Genomic DNA, 23,645 nt, shown 5'->3' on the forward strand with positions numbered 1-23,645 from the left:
TCTTTGGCATCTGCAACACTATCCTTAGATTTATCATCAAAATAAAGCTGTCTGAATTTCTCTCAGATACCTTCATGGAAATATTCATCAACATTAAAGTTAACTACTCTTTTAACTATATGTTTATAATCCTTATTCTTAAGTAATCTACTCATAAAACAATCTCTATGTAAAATAGTTCCAAGTACAATAAACTTTGTAGCCATTTTTATCTTATGTCCATCACGGACAACTGCTTTATCTCCAGCATATTGAGAATCTTCTACCCATGTATTATACTTTTTATCTCTTGCTTCTGCTGTAATACAATCACTTTTTGATTGATAATCGTCTGCAATAATTACGGAAGGTCTATAACCGGAATATTTCTTACCTCTCATACTAGATGTACTAGAAATAGCTTGTATTTTCGTTTTATTAGATAATTCCAATTCTAATTTATTTACTGTATACCTTTTTGGCTCGATAAGTTTACCAAAAGATTTTATTATGTATTTATTTTCTTCAAAGGCTTGTCTAGTTTGTGCTATAAACTCTGTAGCATCTTGCTCTGTTTTTCCTGCAACCAATGTATATATAGACTTCTTATAACAATGTAATCATACAGATATTGCAAAATCACAGACCGTTGTCTTACTACTCCCTCTAGGCATAATTAATTCTAATTTATCTATAGTATCCTTTAAAAATGCATTTTCTAATTGTTCCCAAATCTCATAATGTACTGGTGCTAATATTCTAGCTGTATTATCTTCTTTAGGTAGAAATGTATCTTGAAGGTAATATAAACAGAAAAATTCTATAGAATATGCTCCAAGTTGTGCTGCTAAAGAATTTATTCCAAATAAGTTGTCCGCATGGGACGATACTATTTCTTCTGCTTTCATTTCTGCATCTGATTGATTAAATCCACTTGATATTAATTGCTTAGTTGTATATTTATATAGCAGATATCTGTTTTTTTCGTCTTCTGTGCTAAAATTTATATTATCTATCAATTCATATATTGCCTCCCTTCCATTATCCCAAGTTTAAAAAATATTATAAAAAATTGTCTGACTCTATGTGGGCATTTTGAAAATTTTACAAAATAGAAAGCCACCCCTTGACCTCTTTGTCGAACCATGTAAAATTGTTTCCATAAAAATAAGACATAGAAACTCTATATCTTATTAATAATAATTATTATTTGATTATTCATCTTATAATTATATTCTAAAACTCTTCAATGCATCTTCATATTCATCATCAACTATATGTGTATATATCATTGTAGTAGATAAATCACTATGTCCTAATGCCTTCTGTACTAATCTTATGTTCTTTGTATCTCTTAATAAATCTGTAGCAAATGAATGTCTTAACGTGTGAGGCGATATGGTCTTTGTTATACCTGCTTTACCTGCATAATTAACAACCATTTCTCTTACATCTCTATCAACTAATTGTTTGCCAGTTCTATTTGTAAATACATGGGATACTTTACCTAATTGTTCCCCCTGTCTTTGTTTCCAGTCCTGTAATAATTGTAGGGTATTTTCTCCAAGCCATAGTATTCTATCTTTAGATCCTTTACCATCTACTACTTTTAATTGTCCAGTAAGTAAATTAATATCCTGCCATTTTAAATTAATCATTTCAGATAATCTTAATCCTACTGCAAGAAATAACTGTATCATCATCTTATTTCTATGACTATTAAAATATCTTACATTAAATATATTTATCAATTGTTCTTGCTCTTCTTTAGTCAAGAACTCTGGTATTTTTTTATTGCTCATAACTATCACCCTTTTATAATATATTATAGCTTTCCACCTATTTTATGTATTATAGGTGGTTATTCACTACAATTATTAGTATATGCCTACTTGATATAAAATTCAAGTATAATCGGTGGTTATTCACAATAAAATAAAAATATTTATGTACTTACTCAACCTTCTTTAACTTATACTTTTCAAACTCATTATGAATAATTTTAGGATCTATGCTTTCATCTTTCTTATCTGATATATCCTGTGTCTTAGATGTTGGCAATCCATATATCCTATTCAATAAATAAATTAGTATATCTTTCTTTGTATTTTCTGACTTACTTGTCAATGCTATCTTTTCTAATTCACTAATATAGATATCAACTTTCGACATTATTTTTTGTTCGCCTTGTTTTTTGAGTTGTGTCACGTACTCGTCTACTGTTGCCTTCCATTCTGGTCTTTTCATATCGTTATATATTGTCTGTCTAGCAACTCCACATAACTTAGCAATATCAGTAATTTCTGTACCTTGGGCATACAACTCTGCTTCCTTTTGTTGTCTCTCATTTAATGGCATTTTACCACCTCCACTCTATTTACAAGTTTACATTTTTCTTGATCATTTTTATCATATTTCAGTATTGTATAACTATATATATAGTACACTTCAAAAAATATATAAGGGGGGGTATATTTTTGTACCCCAATAATTTACCAGCTAACTTTACCACTCATAATATATTAATCGACTATTTAATCAAATGTTCCCTCATATATTTTTTTATGTAATTTTGCATTATCCACACATTTGCATATTTGTTGTAATAGCATCTTTTATATCACTTTCACAAATATTATCTAAATCAATTATTTCATCAGATAATGTCATATTTCCTTTTAAGCTTCCATATATATATTCAACTTCAATATTTTTTTTAGCATATGTATCAATTAAAAAGTAATCATTTTTATCTTCCTGTTTTGCATAATTAATTTTAATATTTGTAATTATTATTGTATCTTTTAATTTATATCCGTTATTTATTAAATGATTTAATTTTCTCATTATTTATTCACCATTCCTTATCTCTTTTTTTAATCAGCTTAATTTTTTGCATTAAAAAAGAACCTACATTCCTATAGATCCTCCCCTATTATTTTTCCCTCTTTATTTGCTTGTAACCGTTTCTTAATGATAGTAAACATAGTTCCAAAACATATTACTACATCAATAATACCTACAATCCAAAGTAATACTGTACTTTGCAATGTAGCTGCATCACCTATAGCTACCACAAAATATACTATTAAGCACATCTTAATTAACTTCATTACAGCTTTATTTGTTATCTCACTATTTCTCTTACGTAATAGCTTATCATTAGCCTTTATCTGATTTGTGCTATAAGAATTATTAGTACTCTTATTATTACCACCTAATTCTTTTCTAAAATAAATACCATCTTTACCACCAGCAATATAAGTCTTGCCTTTACTATTAGCACCAATCCTAGCACCCTTTACACCTGTTGAAATACCCAATCCACTTTTACTTAAATTTAATCGTGTATGTTTTCCAAGTTTTATAGATTTTCTAAAGAATACTCCCATTTATAACACCTTCCTATAGGAATATTATACTACTTTAGGATTAACAAAAAAGAGTTAATTAATTATTTTCTTTTTATAATTCAAGTTCTTCTTTTTTATTATTATACCCATCAACAGTATTATTAAATTTATTAACAAATTTAATTGCTTCATATTTTATTTCAATAGCTCTATCAATATTTTTTAAAATTTGATTAGCTTTATATAAAGTTACTTTATTATGATTCCATATACATACTTTTTCAGAATAATATTTATTATCAACAAAATCAACAATACCTATTGGAATAACATTCTCATCTTCAATTATATAATCTATATTATGTTCTTTTAAAAAACTTTCATCTAATAGATTATCAATATTAACCCAAACTGAGTCTTTTTCTTCAGTTATATTATCTGTATTTATAAAAATACTTTTATAATCATCAGTATGATATACTACACCATAGTATTTTATAGATTTTGTAGTATAAGTTTCAAAGCTTTTTACTATTTTCATAATCCCATCTCCCTAATATTGTATTTTTATTTACTATTCTACAACATTAGGTTAAATTCCTTTATTTGTTTAATTATTCTTTACAGTATCACTTATTAATTTACTCAAAAAATAAAAAAATTCCTGATAAACATCAGAAACACATTTATGATATATTAAGATAGATTACTGAGTAGGTTGGCAACCCTACATCTCTTGAAAGACCTTATTTCTAAGGCGTGGCAGCTGCCCGTTCTGCCCTTCAATAATCTATCCTTACTTACTATATGTTTATTATATAATTATAATGCATTTTTGTCAATTATTATTTACAAAATCTTATTTTACTTTCCATGCAGTATTAGATTCAATATAATCTTTCAATTGTTTTTCAGTTAAAGGATATGCAGTTCTAAAGCATAACTTACCTTTATATTTAATTCTAACTGCAACAATCATTAGTTTATCTAGCTGTTTAATATATTGGATACTATTATCTTTTGGATGCCTTCCAACATAATCAGGATTTTCTATTATATCAGGAATTAATTCTATATGCTTAATAAAGCTTTCTTCAGATTCAAAATTTTCTTTATGTTTCTCAATATACTTAAATCTATCTTCCCATAATACTATATCACATTCATCTCTATCAAGTTTAATTATATCTGCAATCTCTTTTGTCAACATCCCAATTTTTATATTTATAAATCCTTTTTTAAGTGATTTAACATCCAATTTATCAGCCATTTTTTTCATTCCTCTCATGCAATCCTTACATTATTATAGCATAAAATGTATAATGATATAATATTACACAATAAGATAGAATTATTATTTGTCGAATTATTTTATTCTGTTAATCCCATTCTCTCTAGTAATAAATCTATTTCTTCCTTTTCTTGTGGTATGTCATAATTACTTATAATCAACTCACCATAATGTTTCCTACTATCCTTTGAAGCACTATAAAATACTTCATGCTCCATAATATTAAAATCTTTAAATAGCTCTCTTATATATTCATCATTATTAATTGTATATAAAAATTTGCCTTTAGCATTTCTACAACATTCTGCTAGTAATCTATACTGTTCATCTGTAAATTTACCTACTGCATATTGCTTTGTATTTCTATAAGGACTATCAACAAAGAAAAATGTATCTGGTTTATCGTATATTCTAAATATATCCTCAAAAGATTTATTCTCTATAACTACAGTTTGTAGTCTCATATATGCTGCAGTAATATCTTCTTCTATTTTATCAATTTTTAAACCATTTCTACTTTCTGCACCCGTACCAAATATAGGATTACGCATATCACTGGCAAATCCTGCCTTAACTAAATAATAAAATATATGTGCTCGCTGTATAGCATCCTCATATATTCCTTCTTTATATATCTGTTTATATTGATTAAATAGTTCTCTACTAACTAGAGTATAGTCAAAACTATTTATAAATTGGTCTGGAGCATTCTTTACTACACTCCAAAAATTCATTAAGTTACTATCAAAATCGTTTAAAATTTCTACTTTAGAAGACTCTTTACCGAATAATAAATGACCTGCCCCCCAAATACTTCAACATATGTTTTATGCTCTGGAATTAATGGCAACAGCTTATGCACCATTCTTGATTTGCCTCCAACTCAACTTAAAGGACTTTTTATTTTAGACATTTGTTTACTCCTCCTATCACCTTACACATACATAAATTCCAATAAATCATCATAAAACTCATCTTCTCTAGCTGTTTGTATTGCCCTTGTACAATAATCTTCTGTATCTTTTATTTCTTCTAATACATCATTAAGTATAACAATAGCTGCATGGTTGTCTCTCTCTATTTGCTTCTGGAACCACTCAATATCTCTATCCACTTCTATATCTGTTATTATTGGTAAGGCCTCATATACTTTTCTAATCTTATTAAAATCTTTAAGCCTATATAATCTATGTAATAACAACATACTGGGATCTTTATAAGTAATTTTAATTACTGGTTTTCTTCCTTCTTGTACCTTTTCTTTCATCTCTAAATTTTTACTTTTTATTTTCTCTATATTACTTAATTTCACTATTCTTTTACTCCCCTTATTTTTTAATTTAATCAGCATTTAAAACAAAATCATGGTTATTATCTATAGTAATTTCTTTAATTTCACTTATATGCTTTGGATTTACGTATATATCATTATCCAGTTGCAATAATTTATTACCATTTAAAGCCATATGGTAATATACACTCAAACTTGATAAAGTCTTATCTTTTACTATATATGTGTTACTATTGTCCATTGTAATTTTAATATTCATATTGTCTCCTTTTTTACTTATGTAACAAACTCAATAACAATAATATAATTGACATAGCTATAGATATTCCTATTCCAGCTTGCCACTGCCAACTAGCATTATCTTGTTTACCACTATCCATTAAATAACCATCAAATTTATCCGCTCATTTATTAATTGTATCTGTTAATCTCTCCATACTTTTATTTAAAGTTTTAATTGTTGCGTCTTGTGTTGCTGAGGTCACCTTTATATCACTAATATCATCCTCATTCTTTGTAATTCTTTTATCGTGATCATCTAGTCTTTTATCATGATTTTCTAATTTCTCTAATATAACATCTTCTTGCTGCATAATAAGCACCTACCTTTCTATCCCCTGGCATGGGGATTTACTTTTACTTCTTGTATATCCTAGTCGGTTAAAACGTCCACGGATTTTATAATAGGTATTCGCCATAACGGAGAATACCATAATACTGTTATGGGATTAAAAGGGTATCTATAATGTGCAACCCTACGCAAAATTTTGTGGAGGGTACAAAATAGAGTAAGATTTGCTTTTACTTTTTTTGCCCCTTGCAAGAGGAATTGCTCAACCATGCGATTTCCCTAGTCTGGGAATTTTACCACCTGAATATGGTCACCTTTGAGGGGGAGCGTTATAATTTCTCTTAAAAGTTGATCTGCAAAATCTTCTTGATTATCGTCTTTAACATTACTAATATCTTTATTTATAATATAATATCCGTATTCATCAACAAATAATTTCCTTTGAGATAGATTATATTGTAACTTCTCCAGGTCATTATACAGTTCATATGTATTCATATTATATAGGTGTACAAATACATAATCATCATTTTTTATATGTATACCTATAGGTCAATGTAAGGCTGCCTTTTTACCTTTACATCTATCATCTATATAGTCTATCTCAAAATCAATTATGTCATCTAATTTATCCAATTTATCACATATATATCAGACTATATCATCCTTAGCGGAAGGTGTATTATATAACTTATACCCAAGCTTTCTATATTTATCTATTTCCTGTAATTCCCTGAATTTTGATTCCTTATTACTGGAGCATTCATCAATGACCTCAAATTTAAAATTATCTGCTCCATATTCATCTCAATCTATCTGTAAATCTTTATTTATATGTTTACCATTATTTAATTCACTAATATGAGATTCTCACCGATGCTTAATATCTAAACTTCTTCCTATGTATATCTTATTTGTATCTTGTAAATTTGTAATCTTATAAATACCTATCATTATGTGTTATGCCTCCCCTTTCTGCTATACTGGTCTGTTTATATACTTATTCTACGTATTGTTTCCATAGAAAAGTCAATAATATAGGCGTAACCTGTTGAAGTATAAAAAGTTACATAAGATTCTATAATATCGACATACATTTTTTCTACTGTATCTAAATCCAGTGTAATCTTATCATCTCTAGATTTATCAGTATAAATTACTCCATATTTCATTTTTAAATTAGTACACTGACACTCATTCATTAACTCTCTAATAAATTTTTCTTCTTTTCCTGGTTCATAATAATAATCGTCCATTGTTTCCATTATAAAAATTCCTCCATTTATTTTTTATTTTATTTTAATTGATTATTTTCTCTATAGATAATAATAACTACCATCTTAAAATTTGACGATGCTCGTTTTGAATATATTCGTGTTGCGGTTGTATGCACGGTAAGCTGTAACTACCACAAATTTAACCTGACTAATATTGGGCGCCGATTTATTAGCTGGCAAAACCCGCCATCTAATAAACCAACACCCCTTGCATAAAATTTTAAATATTGTTCGCAAAAACCAGCTCACATATTTAAACCTTTTATTGCAAGTAGATGTTTTTATTATATTTTTCTATAACATAAAGTTGTATTATAAAATGTAACTTTTTTGAGCACAGTCCTATAATTAGGGAGTGCGCCCAAAAAAGTTACAAAAATTTATTTATCTACATTATATATAATTTTACCTACTATCCAGTAAGATTTTTCCCTTTTAACTTTTCCATTTTCGTCTCTATATGTTTTTGTTTTAGGTACGTCAATAACATATGGTATACCCTGCTCTTTAAAACTAGCATTAAAACTATTAGGACTTTTAAGTTGTTTTCTATCTTGCCTTAAGTCAATAAATTCAATTAATTCCTTTTGCTTATCTTTATATAATTTTTGTCCAGTAATTTCTTTGAGTAATTCTTCTAAACTCATGATTTCTGTAGTTGTCTCAAGTTCTAAAATAAAAGTTTTATCAACGCTTAATGCTGTTGCAATCATATTTTTATAATTAAAATTATTTTTCTTACTAAGAATTGCATTATATAAAATTAAATCTTCCTGATATTTTGTATACATACACTCATTAACAACCTTTTTTATACTATTATCAGTATTTAAAATATCATCAATAATCCTAGTATCTGTAAATCTTTCATTTTTAAATTTATGCTTTACATATTCCTCTTGTCCATGATCTAATAAATAATCTGCTCTTTCAAGAGAATTCGTAATTTTACTTTTAAATCCATTGATTCTCCTATTATCTTTATAGTTATAGAAATATAAATTTATTGATTCACCTTCACCTATCCGTTTTCTACCCAAACACTGAATAAATTCATCTGGATCAAATATATCTATTATAATATGCTTTACTGGAGTACCTTCTTTTACATTTACACCATTATCTAAAGCTGTAGTTATACATAGTAAATGGTTTTTAAACTCTCCGTTTTCTATTATATTAGTTCTTTCTTCCTCATTCTCAGTATCTTTTACATATTTATCGTAATATTGATTATACTGACTACAGATAAAAGCACCGTTATGTTTCTTACTTATTTCTAATGCTCTCTTGGCGCTGGTAAATAATAAGATCTGTTCCTCTTGGGGAATATCTTCTATAATACTATCTATACTTTCATATGTACTAAAGGCTGTTATATTTCTTATGTAACTATAATCTGTAGATAATTCATATTTGTAATCTATAATAATATCGTTACTTTTAAAATAATTCTCTAATATCCTTGGAGTAGCAGTTAATAGTATTTTGCATATAGTATTATCTTTTATCATTCTTTTAAAAGATAAATCTGTTTTTATATTGAACGTTGAATCTGAAAAATAGTATTGACTCTCATCAAATATTACGTAATCATAGTTATCAAAAGATATATTATTCAATATAAACGTTTCTATCTTCTGATAATTCATCACGGTTATATTACTAAATTCCCCTATATCTCTTTTAACTTGATCTTTTAAAGCATTTCTATTAGTTAAATAAAGAATATTACTTCCTTGTATGCTGCAATATGTATTTAAAATGTTTTTAATAAAATAACTTTTTCCCCTGCCCGTACCTGCTTTAATTAAAATTAAATTTCCTTTGCTCCATGATTTATATTCTTCTTGTATAACATCTGTAATTCATTTTTTCATCAATCAAACTTCCTTTCACAAATCATTTTTTATTAATTATATTTTCTACTTACCCATTGATGGAATACATTTTGTAATTCTTTAGAGTCTTTAAATTTTATATATACATCATTTTTACCACCAACACCAAATTCCACTGGTACTTGTCCATTTTCCAAATAAAAATTTGCTTGATCCATATTATAGATATATCTATAATCTTTTATTGTTTGATTCATAATTTAATATCTCCCCTTATTTTTTATAACATATTAATTTTGTTTCTTCCAATTTGGAAGAACTAAGTTATATCTACTGTTTTAGTTTTCCCACTTACTTTATGGGGCTGCGAGACGAAATCTTCACGATCCTCTGAAGGTACGTCAAGTAATGCATAAAGTTTTGATGTCGTTAAACCTGCCAACGTTGGCACATTTCCAAACTCTTTAGCCAATCTCATAAATTTATTAGCTGTGGTTTGGTGGAAATCAACTTTCCACAAGTTTTTGTCAGAAGTTAAATTGTAACAGCGTTGTTACATTTCCAAATTCTTAACCGGTTCAGAATTTGAAAATTCCTTAACCACTCGGAAGATTAATCCGAAACCGGTTGCGTATTGTTCTTACATCAACTCCTAATTCCTTAGCCATTTGTTCTTGAGTAATCAAACCTGCATTTTGCTTGTTTGATTTTCTGTCTCCACCTCTTGTAATCCCACAGAGTTTCTCATATTCCTGATAAACTTTACCTTGTTTTATCGGATTATTGGTCATTAAGATTATCTGTATGGGAACTTTATATTTGCTTCGGCGAAATTATTTCCATTAAGCAATATGTTGGACAATTAAATCATTTTGGTCACCAACATGTTGTCCAAATTTTGGACAACTAAATCATTTCCGTATATTGATTGTTCACAATAATCTGCAAAAATATTATAACCTAATACCTGATATAATCTCGTATCTCTCATTTGTTTTAGTTCTAAAGAAAATTCTACTAGTGCCTGTGCTGCTATCTTACCACTGTTTAATATTTTCTTATGTAAATCTTGTGCTGCTTGTACTTCTTCCACATTAAGTACTTTATCTTCCATTAAATCTTTTAATTGATTCAACTTTTTATTATTTATTTAGTAAGTATTTATCCCACTTGTCTTGTAATTCATTAAATAAATCATTTACTTTAAATTCTATATAAGCCTTGTATTTATCTATTCCGCATCCAGTTACAGACGCACCTTTATTAATAAATATATTTGCTTGATATAGATTAAAAAATCTTTTTTTCATCTAATTGTTATCTCCTTAATTTATATGTATCATCATTACCCTGCTTGAAATTCCACAGTGCTCACAAATTTGAAGTGTTTAAAAATATTGATTTATGCTTACTCTAAATACTTGACATCTTGGAGTAATTTAACTACTTTTTCAAAATTCTTTGTTCTCATATCTCTATCACCTAATATAAAATGTGATATTGTACTTTTAGCTAAATCCAATTGCTTAGCTATATGTATATATTTAATGCCTTTATCTGTGCAATAATTTATAAGTTGTTTTCGTACTCCTTCCTGACCATAATCCATTTTGATCTATCTCCTTTGTTAAAATTCTTTATTAAAGTTACTAAAGTTGCTTAAAAAAAATATATAAAGGGACTAACTCTAGTCCCTATGTACTCAAAAAAAGTTGCATGACATTAATTCCCCATGCGCAGTATATTATTTCAATTTAAAGGAGGCGGTGAGATTTGAACTCACATAAAATATACAAAATTACCAAATTAACACATAGTTCATTCGTGAATTTAGTTAAGTTTCATGTCTTAACTAAATAGATAAGGGGAGAAATAAATCTCCTCTTTCCTTATACCCACCATTTTTGAGACATTTTGACGATAACATTCTTATATTCGTTTTAGAACTATTTTTAATTTACATAATTTACAAGTCTGCACGTAAATTACAAAAACGCTCTTATTTTTCAGTTTCCAATTTTTTACTATCACCTTCTTTAAATACTGATAGAAATATATCTTTATCCAATTTATACAATATATTTAATAACTCTAATTTATACTTAAAATCAAATTTCTCTTCTAATATATCCATAATAATGCTATGTATTGTTTCTTTATTCATTATAAACTTGCTTAAATTGTCAAGATAAATAGATCGTACTTTACTTATCTTTCTATATTTTTCCTTTTGTTCTTCTTTATCATTATTGTCTACTTTATTATTATATGTGCTCTGTATCTCCTTAAATTTATTAATCATCTTTTTAGCAATCTCTATTATATTTTTCCTTTTTCTACTTTCAGCTTTACTGTCTATGTTATCAATGTAATTTTTAATAGGTTTAGCATGTGTAGTATCTGCTGGCTTAATTCCATTCATTATTTCTTGTAAATAATCCATTGGGCAATTGTACTTTATGAACCTAATTTTTTTATCTTTATCTTTCTTTTTACCTTTCTTTTTATTTTGACTTACATATTTAAAAAATAAAGGTTTAGATACATGTAATAGATTACTTTTGTTCAAGCTATCAATTTGCTCTTTTATATTTACATCATACATTCTCTTAGCATTGTCTATACAAATCTCTGATAAGATGGTACATATATCAATTTTCTCTAATAACTCATTCAATCTAGTATCATTTTTATCTTTACTATATAAATCCCAGTAAGTTGACATAAATAATTGTCCTAAATTTACTACAGTACCTATATTTTTCTGACTCTCTGCTAGTATATTATCTATTACTGCCATATCTTTAGTACCTACAGTATAAGAATTAATGTTTTTATTTACTCCATTCTCACAAACTCTATATTGGCTCTCTGGACTTTTAATATAACATTTTCTTGCTCTAGATAATAAAGTATCATTATTTATTAATAGTAAATTATCTGAATCACAATCCTGGCCTGATAATATTCTATTTATTGGAAAATTTATAGCATTTGTGTAAATGATGTTGTTAGTGAGATTAAAATATTTAGATATAAAATCATTATCTTTATTCTTAAGGATTAGTACGTTGCTTTGGCTTGTGTGTGGATTTCTAAATGAAACATACTCATTATTAAAAGGGTGTAGTTTTGTATAAGCTTCATTTTCCTTTAAGATCATTCTATCTTGCCATTTATCATAATCAAGGATTAACTCACCTTTTTTATTTCTATTTGTTGGTAATTGCTTCACGACATGATATAATAATTCCTTGCCATTTTGAACAATTGTTGTATAGTCCCCGGGTAATCTTATTTTCCCATGTTTTATATATTTAACATAATTATGGATATCTGATTTTCTTTTCTTTTTAAATAAGTCTGTATATATAAGTTGGTTATTATGTTTATATAGATCTACTATCATCTCATTAGTATTGTTATCATTTACGTTTTTAAATAAATAATCTATGTACACATCATTATTATTTTTTAACTTTTGTATGTAATTTACTTCAAATTCACTTAATTTCTTCATATCTTCTTGATCTAAAGGAATACTATTTAATTGCTGATATGACATTTGGTTTATTATATTTCCTTCTACATCATACCCTCTTTGGCTCTCATGTTCTACCTTCACGATACCGAAAATATGATCTTCATCTTCAATTTTTCTTTTCCAGTGATCCCACATCTTGGGTTTACTACCTTTTACCTTATTAAATTTTAAGGCCTTAAGGGAATTTGGTGTGGTTATCATAAGTATATCTTTAGCTAAAATTGTATCTCCAAACATATTAGTTAATTCCCATGTATCATAATCTATATGATGTTCTGTTGCATAATCCTTTAAAAATTGCTGTATATTAGTATTAAAAACTGCACATTTAAACATATGCTGCCTTAATAGTAAGAATCCAGTATTTTCATATTTTCCTACAAATTGACTCGAATCTAAAAGACCTTCGCCATCGAAAATATCATTTGTCATCGTATAATCATTTTGTTGCTTACTTACTAATAATACTGGTTTCTTATCTTTTCCCTCTGTATCTAAATTTTCTTGTGTGTTTTCAGCTTCGGCAGAAATCTGCACAACCTGAGGATTATCATTCTTTTCTTTTTCCTTTTCCACTATATTACAATTAATTTTAAATACAGATTGTACATCGTCTACAAGCAAAATATTTTTAGGATCTATTTTAATAGTGCCCTCGATACTACTGCTTACCAAGCTTTCGTAGGTCAGAAGACCTGGATAATCTATATCATTTTTACCTTCTAAAGTCATTCCTAATCTTTGCCATTTTATCATCTTATCTCTAAGTTGCTTCCTTATAAATAACACCTGGCCTGTCCGGCTCTTACTCGAGGTTCGACTATAGACTACATAATCAATTGTTTTTTTACCTATAATAAGAGAAAAGCCTTCTGTGTACAACTTTTTTCTCAAATCTTCTTGATTAATCTCTTGATAACTTGGATCTTGCGTTTTGCCAACGAGAAAATCTGTATATTCTTTTAATTTTTTATCATAATCTTGATCTTTCTCTAGCAGTTGACCGTCAACCTTTTGTTTTTCTAATTCTAATCTTTTTTATTTGTATATTCAATTATATCCTCAGCACTACGAATCTTTTGTCTAAATTTAACATTTATGATATCATTACTTATAATCTTGTTTCCATGCTTTTTAGTCTTTAATCCTTGCTTATAGAGTTTAATTAATTGTAAAGAATAAGGTAACATTCCTATATAATCCTTTTTAACTTCTTTATTCTCTTCATTTCTATATATGTTGTCGTAGATTTTTGAACCCTCAATTGATAATATGTATACATTCCTGTTTGTTTCTTCTTCCTTATCTATTTCCTTTTCCTCGTTTATATCTTCTTCGTTCAAATTTTCATCATTCCTTTTCTTAATTTTTATGGTTTGTCCACCATGTACAACCCAGTAATAGAGCCATTCTTAAATCTACATACCCTCTAATGCCCTATATTGAGTTTTAAGGTACTTTATTTTTGGCAATGCAATTATACCTATATCCAATTTAAAGCGTCTTATTGGATAAACTAGAGCCTTGAATTGTAGATAAGGGGGTGGTTGAAATCACCACTCACCCCCTATATAATTTATACTGGACTAATTTGGTAATCTATATGTCCCCAGTGTCCATCATCCATCTTACCAAATTTAAATGTTATATCTATAGTACCTCCATGCTGTCTATTTATCCAAATTACTTTATCGAATCTATTGCCCGGATAAAGTTCATCATCAATAGGACTTTCATCTTGGATATCTGAAATATTAGTGATTTTGCCTAGTCTTTCCCAACTAAAATATAAATCATTACCCTCTACCCTAATGTATTCTTTATATTTTGATGGTACTAAGTCAATTAATTGCTTAATTATAAAATACCCTTCAATATTTTCTTCTTTTTCACTTATAATGTCTATATCTTTCCTTACTTCTTGTAATACCTCTTCATAGGTATAGTTAACCTTTTCCATTTCTGCATTTATCTCCATATTTTATTTAGTTCCTTTCTAATTTTTCTTTTTTTATTGATTATAATATAGTTTGTATATAAGGTGGTGCCGAGAATTTGGCACCAATTATTTAAAATTCTTTTATATATCTCACTTCAATTTTTATTGACTTATCTTTGTACACTCTATATATCCTATCATTAAGGAAATCGACAACATCACCGCCATTCTTATTAAAAAATTCTTCTGCTTTGGAGTGTAAGAACTCGTCTCTTTCCTTCTCTGGTACTTCAGTAAGTTCTTTAATTGGTATTTTATTTTGATTCATAGTTAAAATCTCCTCTAGCGTCAGCCGCCACCTGTTATATTTTTTTATATTTATAATTAATTGTTACCTTATTATTCTTGTGCTTGTCCTTGTTTATTCATCTATGTATATTTGTAATATGGTGTTGTCTTCCAACTTAATTATTAATTCTTGCTCTCCATCTTGAAAATGCCCTTGGTAGTTGATAATTTTATCTAGTGGTATACTTATATACTCTTCAGTGGGAAATGAATAAATCATGATATACTTCCTGCCATCAATGTCTGGTTCAAGTCTCCAATTAAAGTTATTTATTATTCTAGTACCACTTATGTATCCAGGTCTGTCTTCACTTATAAGTACTGTTAGATTATTAAATTTATTAAATATCTCTTTTAACGCTTCATCTATATGATTACTTGTTATTTTTGGATCTATTGTTAATGTAATCAAAATTCCATCTTCTTTCTTAATTTTATTATTCTGTAATATCTTCTTTTCCTAAAATGAAGTCTAAGTAATCTTCCTGGTTATTAAATTCAATCTCCGTACTTCTGTTATTCTCTAGGTCGCTTTCATTTTTATATGTACTTACGTAGAAATAATTATTTCCACCCCCCCCATTAAATGGATTATCGTCTACACCCACTTCATAGTATTGGTAATTCTCTAAACCTTTTATGTTGTTAATCTCTCTTTTCATTTTTACTTATTCCTCCTATTTGTTTGATAATATTCATTACTCTTATATAATGCTTTTACATAATCATCCCAATCTGCATCTTTCCATATATCATCTTCTTCCTCTATAGCTTGTCCAATAAGATCACATTTTTGTAGCTTGTACTCTTGAAAATCAATAACTTTACCCGTAATTAAGCACCTCCTTGTATAATATTTTAATAACTTCCTAGTAAATTATAAAAAGTGATTGACAGTTAAACAATAAAAATGCTATAGTATAAACATACCAAGGGAACAACGTAACAACGACTTAATAAAAACAACATAAGTTCCCATAGAGTACAGCACTATAATTATATATTATTTTAAGTAGTTGTTAATGTTTATAGTGTGTTATGTCTATTGTATTCATCATCTAGTACACTAGTTTGTGGTACCTTTATTTATTGTATCATCATTTGTTAAAGTATACAATTAGCACAGTTTCTATATTGTGCTATTATAAGTTGTTTATAGATGTTTTTCTTCTATTTACTTCCAATAGTTAGTTATATCTAGTATATATAGCTTTTTTTGTCGTGTATTTAATTATCTTCTCTATTTATCATAGCTTCCTTATACTTTAACAGATTACCTGTTGTTATAGGTATATTAAAAATTCTTGCTAATACTATGAAGCTTGATAACACCTTAATATCCAATGTTTTAATCTCCTCTCGTTTACTTGATATTTATAATATACTACTCTTATGGTAGTATGTCAACATTTTTATGATATTTATTTTCTATTATAGTAGTATATTATCAAATTTATTGATTATATTAATAAATATATATATAATGATATTATAAATTATAAAAATAAGGATGAGATAAACCAATGTTTAAAATTAAAATTAGTGATTTACTTGGCAAATATAAGAAAACTCAATTATGGCTATGTGAAGAAACCGGAATAAGGCCGGCAACAATAAGTAATTATTACCATGAAAAAATAGTTAGAATTAATAAAGATGACTTAGAAAAGATATATAATCTATTTAAAACAATAGATCCTAATTTAAAAACTACAGATATGATTGAATTTGTAGATGATGATGTATTGTAAATTATAAAAAGTGATTGTTAATTAGAATGATTTAAATGTAACCATCTGAAGTATCGTGTTTTATGATGCCTTTGTGATAAAGTTTGCCCCATCATGTGCAAACCCTAGTAATATAGCCATTCTACAGCGTATACCTCTATATGGCTCCACAATAGATTATAAGGTATATATCTGCGAGTAATAGAATTGCACCTGAATCTGATTTAGATGAATCATAGGCTAATATAGAGCCTTGAAGGTTAGATATACGCTTGTGACACGTATGTGAGTATAGATAAATTAGAATATGTAATAAATTATAAAAAATATTATAACCGACTATAACAGAACGTACTACATCTAGGCTCCAATATTGCACCCTAAATTTGTGTGTGTTAAGGACTCAGTGTTTTCCTGCATTTGCAGCCAACTCTGGGTGCAATAAATTATAAAAAGTAAATCTATATATTAGGTAACATATTTGTGTCACCTAATATCACAGTAATTAACCTTTTCAAATATTTGAAACCCCCTGCTTTAAAAATCATAATATCTGCATAATTATTTTTCACATTAATTAATCTGAGGTTTCATATTTCCGTTTTTATATAGGATTAATGTTTTATTTATATTAAACGCAAAAATATTTAATTTCTGTGTATTGTTCGCACTAAACACACAATCCACTTTAACTCCATCCAATATATAAGATAAAATCAAATACCCCTTGGTTGAACTATTAGTCTTCTTAAATGCGAAGGCAAACACTCCCAAAGTAAGTAATCTTGCTACAGTTACATCCTTAGTTATATTCTCTTGGGTTTGATATCTGCATTCTATAATATCTGTATATGGTATTTTTATTTTATCAACTTTTCCAGGTATCGATACATCTATATAAATATAATCTTCGTTTGTTGTTTGTAATTTTACAAAAGAATTAGACTTAATAAATGGATGTCCACCAATATGAGTTGACGGTATTGTATCTATTATTTTTACATCTCCTAACAACTTTTTCTCTTGTTCTAACCTTGATTTAGCTATTGGAATATTTACTAAAATCCCAATTCCAAATACAATAACAATAACAAGTAAGATCGAACCAATTCCCAAATTCCTCATCTCCATTAATAATTCATTATTTTAACACTTTATTAATATTATTTTACTTGAATTTTGGATTAATTACAATAATTTTCTACTTTCTTCAAAATATTATATAATAATTCCTTATTCTTCTTAGCTATTGTATAATCAGTGTTATCGACCTCCACCCTAACTATTTTTCCTGGCTTTTCTTTCTCTTCTTGAAGCTCCTGAGATAGCTCATTATAGCTTTGTTGTAATACTTCATTAGACTCCTCTAATGTTTTAGCTTTCTCTTCAAGCTGCTTCTTTTCCTTTATCACTTTCTGCATCTCTCTGCTAGTCATCTCATCTACTGTTTTAGTTTTCCCACTTACTTTATGGGGCTGCGAGATAAAATCTTCTCTTTCCTCAGTAGAGACGTCTAAAAGTAACCAAAGTTTTTTTGTTCCCAAATGTAAACCCGAGTTTACATTTCCAAATTCTTTTGCGACTCTCATAAATTTATTTGCAGATTGTCTTGTAAACTCCACTTTCGTCTCTAAATAAGGTAGAAACTCACCATGAGGTAAATTTTCCTTTACTTTAATGAGCCTCTTTCCTATCTCAATAATGTTTTGTGCTGTTTGCTGCTTGTAGATTAATATCTCAGCAGTAACTTTGTCTATCTCCACAGTTGTTAATTTGTTATTGTCATTCAATAACTATCACCTCATTTTTATAATTTATCTTTGCTACAATTATCATTATACTCTTCTAAAGTGTTGCTAAAATGACAATTCTCGAATCGACTAGATTGTCGAGACGTCTTACCACTACTCATTTAGCGTATTAGATTTTCTTAAACTCTCTACATCTTCTATTATATTTAACCCACTCAGGAGTTTTCTTTTTTTTCCTACAGTAATACCCAAACTCCAAATACTCACATTTGGTACAGTTTGCTTTACCCTTTCTCTGGTACACTCTATTCTTTTTACCTATATTCTCTATTGATCCTAGGCTACTTCCTGTTTGACCTTTTCTATATACCATAATCTCAACTCCTATTTAGTTAAGTTTTTTTGATTATATACTTGACTTATGCTCCAAACCCTTTATAGTTGGGTAATGTCTGTGTTCTGAGCGATATAGTTTACCTACCTATGTAAACAAAAAAGAAAAAATCTTAATTATTTACATAAGTAGATAAACTATTAATTTATAGTTGGTTTAAAGCCTTGTGACTTCGCTTAATACCCCTCTTATTTACTGCTAATGCAATATCAACTTATCTTATAATACTTGTCCTATAAGTGCCTATATGGCTTGTTAATATCTACCTGATAATTATATCACCAAGTAACCTTTCCGAACCTTTAAATTGGTAGTCCTCACCTTGCACCATACGCATAAAGAAGGGTATATGCTTTTATGTATGGTAGTTGATTTTATGAAGTGGCTCAACTGACCTACTAGAAAATTTTATAGTTATTCTAGTCTATGGATAACTGACCTATCAGCCTAAAAAAGACAATAGGAAACTAAGCCTTTACAAATCCCATTTTTTTCAATATAATATAAGTATCGTATGAGAAATTTGTTAAGGTTTCATTTAACAATATTCAGTTTTATAAAGTAAGTCGGTATTGGTGGTACTGGCTTATTTTTTTATGCCATTTTTTAATCTCTGTAATGCTATAATATGAATCTGCTTGTCCTTGTTGTTTGTATCTCTCACAATCTGATATTCCAATGCTTTAATCTGCCTTAGTAACTTTGGTTTATCCTCTGGAACTATAACCTTTAACATATAAATCACCTCTTATTTTTTAGGTTTTAAATTCATGAGTGGTGAAAATTTTTGATAATTTTTTCTTATATCAGCATCTGTTAGATCCAAATATGCTGATTCCGTCACTTTAACTGATGAATGACCTAAAATTTTACTCAAAGTATATATATTACCTCCTGCCATTAAAAACCGTTTTGAAAAATTATTTCTTAATTGATGAGGACAAATATCATTTAAACTAATTCTTTTGCCATAATCTCTTATTTTCTTTTCAAAAGTTCTTATTAATAGCTGTGTACCCTTTGAAGTGCAAAATAACAGTTCTGATTCTACATACCTATCTTTGTACTGTAGCCATCTTTTAAGGTTCCTCTGCATGATCTGACTGAAATATACATACCTATTTCTTTTACCCTTTGTATTTTCTGCTGGTAGGAATATACTTCTGTAATTAATATCTAAATCTGTAGCTTTTATTGCTAAAGATTCTGATATTCTCATACCTGTGTCAAGTAATAGTTGAATAATAATATAATCACGATATTCATGGAATTTAGTTGTGTCGATATGCCTAAGTAATTCTGACATTTGTTCATCAGAAATAAAACCTTTTGGCTTTCTATCATTTTTGAATTGTTTAATATTTTTGACTATATCTTTCTTAATATAGTTTTGATCTTTTAGATAATTGAAAAACACCTTAATGTTTCTAATATAATTATTAATTGTTGTTAAAGATACTTTTTTACCATAATCATTTCTAACTTCTGGTTTATTAATTTTTAGACTATTCTTATCACCTACAACGGTATATTTACCTCTTTCTTTTATATAGTTTATATATTCTCTTATTGTCTTTTCTGAAATACTCGATAAGTTAACTATCTTTTTTTCTTCATTCGGATAATTAAAAAATAATCTTAATGTTTGCTCATAACTCATCATAGTTTTCTTAGATAAATCTTTAGATTCACAATAAATCATAAATTCATCTAATAGAATCTCCATATTTTTCATAAAAAAATAGACCTCCTCCATTCACCTAATGAATGAAAAAAGTCTATCAGTATTTTAATTATAGATTTATACACAATTTTTTACATTTTTGCTTCTAGCATAAAAAGCGAACCGTCTTAAACCCCTTACTGAGCTGCCATTCTAGCTTTATTTTTAAGTCTAAGTTTGTCTGCAATCATTGCTATGAATTCAGAATTAGTAGGTTTACCCTTTCCATTATGTATAGTATATCCAAATAGCTTATTTATAGTATCAACTTGTCCTCTAGACCAGGCTACTTCTATTGCATGTCTTATAGCTCTTTCAACACGACTTGCAGTAGTATTGTACTTCTTAGCTATAGATGGATATAATTCTTTAGTTACAGCAGATAGAAGTTCTATATTATTTACAACCATACTTATAGCTTCTCTTAGATACATGTATCCTTTAATGTGTGCAGGAACCCCAATTTCATGAATTATATTTGTTATTTCTGCTTCTAAATCCAAAGGTTCAGATTCTGTCACTCTTCTTTCTACAGTTTCTTCTGAAGTAGGCATTGTCTTTTTAATATCTGAATCTAAAATTGTATTATTAAACATTTGTCTTATTCTCTTAGTAAATACGTCCATATCGAAAGGTTTTACTACATAATAATCTGCTCCTAAAGTTATTGCTCTTTGAGTAATCTTATCTTGCCCTACTGCTGATAATACAATTATACTAGGTGTTGGATTTATGTTCATATTTCCTAGTCTCTCTAGTACTCCTAATCCGTCCAAATGTGGCATTATTATATCTAATATAACTAAATCTGGTTTCTTTTCTTCAATTAATTTTAATGCCTCTATTCCATCTTTCGCAATTCCTACTACTACTATATCACTTTGATTTAATAGATAATCATTTAAGATATTACAGAATTCCTTATTATCATCTGCTATTAATACACTTATTTTAGATTGTTCCATTTTTAATACTCCCCTTTATTACCATATTATCACCGTGTTCTCTGCCATATTTTTACACTTAAATATATTCGACAAATCTTCAATAAAACCTTCTTTATTATATAAATTATTTTTTTATTAAATTTATTTTATATTTCTTTTTTTATTAAATAAATTATATTTCTTTTCTATTTTATTATTAAATCTATTAAAAATCAAGATATTTTGTAAATTTTTACTATAATAATTTATTTTAACATTATTTATAAGGGACTTTAGAAATTTGTCTAAAGTCCTTTATAATTATTTTATTATCCCTGCATCCTTTAACATCCATTCTATATATATACCATATCCTACATCGGGTTTATTTATAAGAACGTGTGTTACAGCACCTATAATCTTATTATTTTGTATTATAGGACTACCACTCATTCCCTGAACTATACCACCAGTTTTTTTAAGCAATTCAGGATCTGTAACTTTAATAACCATACTTTTAGCTCCCGGTGAATCTTGAGAAAGAAGCCTTTCAATTTTTATATTATAAAGTTTAGGTTGTTCGCCGTCTATTGTTGTGAGTATTTGTGCATCTCCCTCTTTTATTTCATTCCTAAGTCCTACTTCCATAGGCCTATTTAATTTATCATTCTTTAACACTTTAAGTGTAGTACCATATATACCAGAAATAGTATTATTCTTAATGTCTCCTAATGGATTATCTTCATTTACAAAAATCCCTCGTACTTCTCCTGGATTACCTTTAGCTCCTTTTTTTACAGATATAATTGATGAATTTATTATATTTCCATCTTTAACCTTTAACATTGTACCAGTATCTGCATCAGTTATTGGATGACCTAATGCAGCAAATTTCCCCGATTCTTCGTGATAAAAAGTAAGTGTTCCAACACCTGCTGTAGAATCTCTTACCCAAAGTCCTAATTTATACTTATTATCTGTATCACTTTTCACTGGTTGAATTTCTTTATCAAAACTATTACCTTCTCTTATTACAGTTATCTTTAAACTTGAATTCTTACATTTATTTAGTTTTTCCGAAACACTTTTAGAATCATTTATATTTTCCCCATCAATTTTTATTATACTATCTCCAATTTGTACACCTGCTTGCGCTGCTGGACTTGTAACCTTTCCATTTTGTGAATCAATATCAGATAATCCTACTACTAAAACTCCTTCTGTATTTAATTTTATACCTACTGGTTGACCTCCAGGATAAACCATTACTTTAGGTACTATTTCTAAATTTACAGTTTTTATCGGTAAAATACCTAATAAATTCACAGATCTTTTTACTATAGTTCCATTTTTCTTATTAATATTTTGTTTTAATACTGAAACATCCTCATTATTTACCTTTAATATTGAGTTATAATTTATATTTTCTCCCTGTCTTACATATATAGTTTCAGGTATATTTCTTAAGTTCATAAAGGTAATTAAAGTTAAAATAATGATAGAAGTTAAAATAGAGCATATAATTTTCAACTTTTTGTTTTTCATGCTTTTAACCTCCTGTTTTCCTAAGATTATAACTTTAAGTTACCCTTCTGAATTTTTATTATGCTATTATAACAATGCATTATTAGTTAATACTTTGATGCTTATACTAAAATAGTAATATAGGAAAAATATCAATAAAAAA

At 27.8% G+C, this 23,645-nt stretch carries 35 protein-coding genes; 1 reads left to right on the forward strand and 34 read right to left on the reverse strand.

The features are described 5' to 3' along the window. Nucleotides 1–62 precede the first annotated feature (62 nt). The 27 genes from RH99_RS18290 to RH99_RS08060 form a co-directional block, all read right to left on the reverse strand. Nucleotides 63–569, reverse strand: coding sequence for a hypothetical protein (locus tag RH99_RS18290; protein WP_050993346.1), 507 nt, complete (start codon nt 567–569; stop codon nt 63–65). Nucleotides 570–599: 30 nt separating this feature from the next. Beyond that, entirely contained in the window at nt 600–998 is a 399-nt protein-coding gene (locus RH99_RS18295) for a hypothetical protein (RefSeq protein ID WP_050993347.1), read from the reverse strand. A 210-nt stretch (nt 999–1,208) separates the two neighbouring features. Then, on the reverse strand, nt 1,209–1,781 hold the full coding sequence (locus RH99_RS07950; RefSeq protein WP_010236295.1) for a tyrosine-type recombinase/integrase: 573 nt from the start codon (nt 1,779–1,781) through the stop codon (nt 1,209–1,211). Between the two features lie 151 nt (nt 1,782–1,932). Then, complete coding sequence (locus RH99_RS07955; RefSeq protein ID WP_010236296.1) at nt 1,933–2,337, reverse strand: helix-turn-helix domain-containing protein; 405 nt, start codon at nt 2,335–2,337, stop codon at nt 1,933–1,935. 219 nt (nt 2,338–2,556) lie between these two features. Next, nucleotides 2,557–2,826 (reverse strand): hypothetical protein, encoded by a 270-nt coding sequence (locus RH99_RS07960; RefSeq protein ID WP_010236298.1) that lies wholly within the window; start codon nt 2,824–2,826, stop codon nt 2,557–2,559. A 71-nt stretch (nt 2,827–2,897) separates the two neighbouring features. Beyond that, nucleotides 2,898–3,371: a DUF4236 domain-containing protein gene (locus tag RH99_RS18300; RefSeq protein WP_010236302.1), complete on the reverse strand. Its 474-nt coding sequence runs from the start codon at nt 3,369–3,371 to the stop codon at nt 2,898–2,900. A 73-nt stretch (nt 3,372–3,444) separates the two neighbouring features. Then, nucleotides 3,445–3,873, reverse strand: coding sequence for a hypothetical protein (locus tag RH99_RS07970; protein ID WP_010236305.1), 429 nt, complete (start codon nt 3,871–3,873; stop codon nt 3,445–3,447). Between the two features lie 318 nt (nt 3,874–4,191). Continuing rightward, on the reverse strand, nt 4,192–4,602 hold the full coding sequence (locus RH99_RS07975; protein ID WP_010236308.1) for a PBECR3 domain-containing polyvalent protein: 411 nt from the start codon (nt 4,600–4,602) through the stop codon (nt 4,192–4,194). A gap of 101 nt (nt 4,603–4,703) precedes the next feature. After that, nucleotides 4,704–5,435: a DNA adenine methylase gene (locus RH99_RS07980; RefSeq protein WP_279373701.1), complete on the reverse strand. Its 732-nt coding sequence runs from the start codon at nt 5,433–5,435 to the stop codon at nt 4,704–4,706. A 122-nt stretch (nt 5,436–5,557) separates the two neighbouring features. Next, the gene (locus tag RH99_RS07985) at nt 5,558–5,935 is read right to left on the reverse strand and encodes a hypothetical protein (RefSeq protein ID WP_010236315.1); all 378 of its coding nucleotides are present in this window, start codon (nt 5,933–5,935) and stop codon (nt 5,558–5,560) included. 28 nt (nt 5,936–5,963) lie between these two features. Further along, nucleotides 5,964–6,173, reverse strand: a complete 210-nt coding sequence (locus RH99_RS07990) for a hypothetical protein (RefSeq protein ID WP_010236318.1) — start codon at nt 6,171–6,173, stop codon at nt 5,964–5,966. 145 nt (nt 6,174–6,318) lie between these two features. Next, complete coding sequence (locus RH99_RS07995; RefSeq protein WP_138990627.1) at nt 6,319–6,507, reverse strand: hypothetical protein; 189 nt, start codon at nt 6,505–6,507, stop codon at nt 6,319–6,321. A 257-nt stretch (nt 6,508–6,764) separates the two neighbouring features. Further along, nucleotides 6,765–6,983 (reverse strand): hypothetical protein, encoded by a 219-nt coding sequence (locus RH99_RS08000; protein ID WP_010236321.1) that lies wholly within the window; start codon nt 6,981–6,983, stop codon nt 6,765–6,767. A 494-nt stretch (nt 6,984–7,477) separates the two neighbouring features. Next, nucleotides 7,478–7,750, reverse strand: coding sequence for a hypothetical protein (locus tag RH99_RS08005; RefSeq protein WP_010236323.1), 273 nt, complete (start codon nt 7,748–7,750; stop codon nt 7,478–7,480). 392 nt (nt 7,751–8,142) lie between these two features. Beyond that, nucleotides 8,143–9,414, reverse strand: a complete 1,272-nt coding sequence (locus RH99_RS08010; protein WP_010236325.1) for a DEAD/DEAH box helicase family protein — start codon at nt 9,412–9,414, stop codon at nt 8,143–8,145. A gap of 260 nt (nt 9,415–9,674) precedes the next feature. Further along, complete coding sequence (locus tag RH99_RS08015) at nt 9,675–9,860, reverse strand: hypothetical protein (protein WP_010236327.1); 186 nt, start codon at nt 9,858–9,860, stop codon at nt 9,675–9,677. 62 nt (nt 9,861–9,922) lie between these two features. Beyond that, nucleotides 9,923–10,081, reverse strand: a complete 159-nt coding sequence (locus RH99_RS18940; RefSeq protein ID WP_138990629.1) for a hypothetical protein — start codon at nt 10,079–10,081, stop codon at nt 9,923–9,925. Between the two features lie 118 nt (nt 10,082–10,199). Further along, nucleotides 10,200–10,394 carry a helix-turn-helix domain-containing protein gene (locus tag RH99_RS08020; protein WP_010236330.1) on the reverse strand — a complete coding sequence of 65 codons (195 nt, stop codon included), beginning with the start codon at nt 10,392–10,394 and terminating at the stop codon, nt 10,200–10,202. 71 nt (nt 10,395–10,465) lie between these two features. After that, nucleotides 10,466–10,717: a hypothetical protein gene (locus tag RH99_RS08025; RefSeq protein WP_010236333.1), complete on the reverse strand. Its 252-nt coding sequence runs from the start codon at nt 10,715–10,717 to the stop codon at nt 10,466–10,468. Between the two features lie 28 nt (nt 10,718–10,745). After that, nucleotides 10,746–10,913 carry a hypothetical protein gene (locus tag RH99_RS19225; protein ID WP_158511944.1) on the reverse strand — a complete coding sequence of 56 codons (168 nt, stop codon included), beginning with the start codon at nt 10,911–10,913 and terminating at the stop codon, nt 10,746–10,748. 98 nt (nt 10,914–11,011) lie between these two features. Beyond that, nucleotides 11,012–11,212, reverse strand: a complete 201-nt coding sequence (locus RH99_RS08030) for a helix-turn-helix domain-containing protein (protein ID WP_010236336.1) — start codon at nt 11,210–11,212, stop codon at nt 11,012–11,014. Nucleotides 11,213–11,602: 390 nt separating this feature from the next. Beyond that, nucleotides 11,603–14,041 (reverse strand): hypothetical protein, encoded by a 2,439-nt coding sequence (locus tag RH99_RS08035; RefSeq protein WP_138990631.1) that lies wholly within the window; start codon nt 14,039–14,041, stop codon nt 11,603–11,605. A 134-nt stretch (nt 14,042–14,175) separates the two neighbouring features. Then, a complete protein-coding gene (locus tag RH99_RS08040; protein ID WP_026038439.1) occupies nt 14,176–14,490 on the reverse strand; it encodes a hypothetical protein in 315 nt (104 codons plus the stop codon). A 233-nt stretch (nt 14,491–14,723) separates the two neighbouring features. Beyond that, a complete protein-coding gene (locus RH99_RS08045; RefSeq protein ID WP_010236338.1) occupies nt 14,724–15,125 on the reverse strand; it encodes a hypothetical protein in 402 nt (133 codons plus the stop codon). Between the two features lie 91 nt (nt 15,126–15,216). Continuing rightward, nucleotides 15,217–15,414: a hypothetical protein gene (locus RH99_RS08050; protein WP_010236341.1), complete on the reverse strand. Its 198-nt coding sequence runs from the start codon at nt 15,412–15,414 to the stop codon at nt 15,217–15,219. Between the two features lie 93 nt (nt 15,415–15,507). Next, complete coding sequence (locus RH99_RS08055; RefSeq protein ID WP_010236343.1) at nt 15,508–15,846, reverse strand: hypothetical protein; 339 nt, start codon at nt 15,844–15,846, stop codon at nt 15,508–15,510. 25 nt (nt 15,847–15,871) lie between these two features. Then, on the reverse strand, nt 15,872–16,096 hold the full coding sequence (locus RH99_RS08060; protein WP_010236345.1) for a hypothetical protein: 225 nt from the start codon (nt 16,094–16,096) through the stop codon (nt 15,872–15,874). A gap of 861 nt (nt 16,097–16,957) precedes the next feature. On the opposite strand from RH99_RS08060, the gene RH99_RS08065 reads away from it, so the two are divergent. After that, nucleotides 16,958–17,185, forward strand: a complete 228-nt coding sequence (locus RH99_RS08065; protein ID WP_010236347.1) for a helix-turn-helix domain-containing protein — start codon at nt 16,958–16,960, stop codon at nt 17,183–17,185. Between the two features lie 552 nt (nt 17,186–17,737). Here RH99_RS08065 and RH99_RS08070 read toward each other — a convergent pair. The 7 genes from RH99_RS08070 to spoIVB form a co-directional block, all read right to left on the reverse strand. After that, the gene (locus RH99_RS08070) at nt 17,738–18,280 is read right to left on the reverse strand and encodes a hypothetical protein (protein ID WP_010236348.1); all 543 of its coding nucleotides are present in this window, start codon (nt 18,278–18,280) and stop codon (nt 17,738–17,740) included. Between the two features lie 68 nt (nt 18,281–18,348). Then, a complete protein-coding gene (locus RH99_RS08075; protein ID WP_010236351.1) occupies nt 18,349–18,954 on the reverse strand; it encodes a DUF3102 domain-containing protein in 606 nt (201 codons plus the stop codon). Between the two features lie 130 nt (nt 18,955–19,084). Continuing rightward, complete coding sequence (locus RH99_RS08080) at nt 19,085–19,288, reverse strand: hypothetical protein (RefSeq protein ID WP_010236353.1); 204 nt, start codon at nt 19,286–19,288, stop codon at nt 19,085–19,087. Between the two features lie 607 nt (nt 19,289–19,895). Further along, nucleotides 19,896–20,045, reverse strand: coding sequence for a hypothetical protein (locus RH99_RS19360; RefSeq protein ID WP_010236355.1), 150 nt, complete (start codon nt 20,043–20,045; stop codon nt 19,896–19,898). A gap of 12 nt (nt 20,046–20,057) precedes the next feature. After that, the gene (locus RH99_RS08085) at nt 20,058–21,044 is read right to left on the reverse strand and encodes a tyrosine-type recombinase/integrase (RefSeq protein WP_010236358.1); all 987 of its coding nucleotides are present in this window, start codon (nt 21,042–21,044) and stop codon (nt 20,058–20,060) included. A gap of 125 nt (nt 21,045–21,169) precedes the next feature. Continuing rightward, entirely contained in the window at nt 21,170–21,997 is an 828-nt protein-coding gene (spo0A, locus tag RH99_RS08090) for a sporulation transcription factor Spo0A (RefSeq protein ID WP_010236361.1), read from the reverse strand. A gap of 282 nt (nt 21,998–22,279) precedes the next feature. Continuing rightward, nucleotides 22,280–23,503: a SpoIVB peptidase gene (gene spoIVB / locus RH99_RS08095; RefSeq protein ID WP_010236363.1), complete on the reverse strand. Its 1,224-nt coding sequence runs from the start codon at nt 23,501–23,503 to the stop codon at nt 22,280–22,282. Nucleotides 23,504–23,645 lie beyond the last annotated feature (142 nt).

This window comes from Clostridium arbusti SL206 (assembly GCF_000246895.1).
Lineage (GTDB): Bacteria > Bacillota > Clostridia > Clostridiales > Clostridiaceae > Clostridium_I > Clostridium_I arbusti.